The organism is Streptomyces fuscigenes (assembly GCF_021556455.1).
Lineage (GTDB): Bacteria > Actinomycetota > Actinomycetes > Streptomycetales > Streptomycetaceae > Streptomyces > Streptomyces fuscigenes.
Genome location: NZ_JAKGCV010000550.1, coordinates 1 through 3,192, shown reverse-complemented (window position 1 = coordinate 3,192; position 3,192 = coordinate 1). Strand labels below are relative to the sequence as shown.

Annotated in this window: 3 protein-coding genes; 2 read left to right on the top strand and 1 reads right to left on the bottom strand. The window is 75.9% G+C overall.

Features of this window, described 5'->3' with window-relative positions; all coding sequences use genetic code 11:
* Nucleotides 1–1,270 (top strand): cysteine protease StiP family protein (locus L1885_RS26090; protein WP_235799623.1); only part of this gene is annotated, 1,270 nt, incomplete at its 5' end.
* A gap of 74 nt (nt 1,271–1,344) precedes the next feature.
* Nucleotides 1,345–2,118 carry an HAD family hydrolase gene (locus tag L1885_RS26085; RefSeq protein WP_235799624.1) on the top strand — a complete coding sequence of 258 codons (774 nt, stop codon included), beginning with the start codon at nt 1,345–1,347 and terminating at the stop codon, nt 2,116–2,118.
* Nucleotides 2,119–2,211: 93 nt separating this feature from the next.
* Here the strand turns inward: L1885_RS26085 and L1885_RS26080 are convergent, their stop codons facing one another.
* Nucleotides 2,212–3,093: an alpha/beta fold hydrolase gene (locus tag L1885_RS26080; RefSeq protein WP_235799622.1), complete on the bottom strand. Its 882-nt coding sequence runs from the start codon at nt 3,091–3,093 to the stop codon at nt 2,212–2,214.
* Nucleotides 3,094–3,192 lie beyond the last annotated feature (99 nt).

Here is a 3,192-nt window from a genome sequence, read left to right as displayed (position 1 = left end):
CCGCCCCACCGGGGAGCCCGGCGCCTCCCGCGGCCCGGGCGACACCCGCGCTCCCGGCGCCCCGGGCCCCGGGACAACGCCCACCGGCCCCCGCCGCCCCGCGCGGTCACACCGTCAGGACACGACCATGCTGCCCGAGCCACTGCGTGGCCCCGCCTTCTCCTCGTACGCACCCGAGGAGGTCGGCTGGCTGCTCCAGGACCTGTCGGACGTCGAACTCGAGGCCCCCACCGAGGAGCGGGAGGAGGCCATCCAGAGCGGCGGCGCCCACTACGCGGAGTCGCTGCCGGTCGAGTACCAGCCGAGCGCCGCCTACCAGGAGCTGTTCCGGGCCGCGCTCGACACGTCCGCGGCCCGCATCGCCCGCGCGGTCGGAGCCGTCACCGAGACCGTCCTCGCCGAGCGCTCCCCCCGCCCGGTGCTGGTGTCGCTGGCCCGCGCCGGCACGCCCGTCGGCGTGCTCATGCGGCGCTGGGCCGCCCACCGGCACGGCGTCGACCTGCCGCACTACGCGGTGTCGATCGTGCGCGGCCGGGGCATCGACACCACGGCCATGCGCTGGCTCGCCGCCCACCACGACCCGGCCGACGTGGTGTTCGTCGACGGCTGGACGGGAAAGGGCGCCATTACTCGCGAACTCGCGGCAGCCATTGGAGAGTTCGAGGGATTCGACCCGTCCGTCGCCGTGCTGGCGGACCCGGGCGGCTGCGTGCGGACCTACGGCACGCGCGAGGACTTCCTCATCCCGTCGGCGTGCCTCAACTCGACGGTCTCCGGCCTGATCTCGCGGACGGTGCTGCGCGCCGACCTGGTGGGGCCCGACGACTTCCACGGCGCGAAGTTCTACCGCGAACTCGCGGAGGCGGACGTGTCCGGGCTCTTCCTGGACGCCGTCTCCGCCCGCTTCGCGGAGGTCGCCGACGCCGTCGGCAGGGACGTCAAGGAGCTGCTCGCCGCGGACCGCTCGCCGACCTGGGCGGGGTGGGCCGCCGTCGAGCGCATCAGCGAGGAGTACGGCATCCACGACGTGAACCTCGTCAAGCCGGGGGTCGGGGAGACGACGCGCGTGCTGCTGCGGCGCGTCCCCTGGAAGATCCTCGCGAAGCGCGGCGCGGGCCCCGACCTGGACCACGTGAGGCTGCTCGCCGAGCAGCGCGGGGTCCCCGTCGAGGAGGTCGACGGCCTCCCGTACAGCTGCGTCGGCCTGATCCACCCGAGGTTCACCCGCGGGGCGACCGGAGCGGACGGGCGGGCGGTGTCGGGGCAGTGAACCGCCGCCGCGTACTGGTCGCGAGCGACCTGGACCGTACCCTCCTCTACTCGGCCGCGGCGCTCGGGCTGACCATGCCCGACGCGTCCGCGCCCCGGCTCCTGTGCGTCGAGGTCTACGAGGGCAGACCGCTGTCCTACCTCACCGAGACCGCCGCCGGGCTCCTCGCCGCGCTCGCCCGCGCCGCGGTCTTCGTACCGACGACCACCCGCACCCGCGAGCAGTACGGCCGGATCCGGCTGCCCTGCCCCACGCCGGAGTTCGCCATCTGCGCCAACGGCGGGCACATCCTCGTCGACGGCGTCCCCGACGCCGCCTGGCGGGCCCGGGTGGGCGACCGGCTGGCCGACGAGTGCGCGCCGCTCGACGAGGTGACCGCACGGCTGTCGGCCGGAACGGACCCGGCCTGGCTGCTCAAGGAGCGCACGGCCGAGGACCTGTTCGCGTACGCCGTCGTGAACAGGGAGCTGCTGCCGCCCGATTGGCTCACCGAGCTGACCGCGTGGGCCGGCACGCGCGGCTGGACGGTCTCCCTCCAGGGCCGCAAGGTCTACGTGGTGCCGCGCCCGCTGACCAAGAGCGCCGCGCTCGCCGAGGTGGCCCGGCGCACCGGCGCCGAACTCACCCTCGCCGCCGGCGACTCCCTGCTGGACGCGGATCTGCTCACCGCCGCGGACCGCGCCTGGCGCCCCGGCCACGGCGAACTCGCCGACGGCGACTGGAGCGCGCCCGGGGTGACGGCCCTGGCCACGGCCGGCGTCCTCGCGGGCGAGGAGATCCTGCGGGCCTTCCTCAAGCAGACCGAAGGGCCCGAGCCCTCGGAGGCGCCCGGGTCGATGCCCGCCTGACCCGCGGCGGTCCGCCCGGCGCCCGGCAGCCGGCCAGGGCCCGGGCCCGCGTGCTTGGCCCGGCGGGGCCGACGAGCCGGCCGCCGCGCGTGCTCAGGCGGTGTGGGCGGCCACCGCGTCCAGGATCGCGGGCCACAGCTCGCGCGGGCGGTCGTGGCCCATGTCGGGGACCAGCAGCAGCGTGGCGCTGGGCACCAGCTCCGCGGTGCGCCGGCCACCGCTGGGATCGATCAGCGTGTCGTCCAGACCGTGGATCACCAGGGTCGGCACCCGCAATCCGCGCAACGCGTCCGCGCGCGAACCGGCCAGGATCATCGCGCCCAGCTGGCGCCCGACCCCGGCGGGGTGGTGGGCCCGGTCGTAGGACGCCGCCGCCAGCTCGCGCAGGGCGGCCGCGTCGCCGTAGCGCCGCGACGCCCACACCGTCTCCCGCTCCGCCGCCGCCACGTACCCCGCGCGATCCGCCGGCTTCGGGCCCAGCAGCACCGCCTGCGCCTCGGCACTGGGCTGCCCGTAGTCGCTCTCGCCGGTCGAGGACATCATGGAGGTGAGCGTCAGCACCCGCTCCGGATGCTTCAGGGCCATCGTCTGGGCGATCATCCCGCCCATCGACGCGCCGACCACGTGGGCCCGCTCGACGCCGAGCGCAGTGAGCAGCCCCAGCCCGTCGTCGGCCATGTCCGCCAGCCCGTAGGGGACCATCGCGGCGGCGGCCGCGAGGTCCCCGGTGCTCACGGCGGCGACGAAGCGGCCCAGGTCGACGGGGTGCTCGTCGAACCAGGTGGACAGCCCGCTGTCCCGGTTGTCGTAGCGGATCACGTACCGGCCGCGGTCCGCCAGCGCCCGGCAGAAGTCCTCGTGCCAGGCGATCATCTGGGCGCCGAATCCCATGACCAGCAGTACCGGGGCGTCGGCGGGATCGCCGAAGGTCTCGTGGGCGAGGGACACCCCGGAGGGCAGGTCGGCGATCGGCATGTCCGCATCCTGCCAAGGCCGGCGGCCCGCGCGCATCCGAATTGCCGGCCGGCCGCCGCCGCGCGGGCGCGGGCCCCCGGGGCCCGGCCTCCGCCCGTG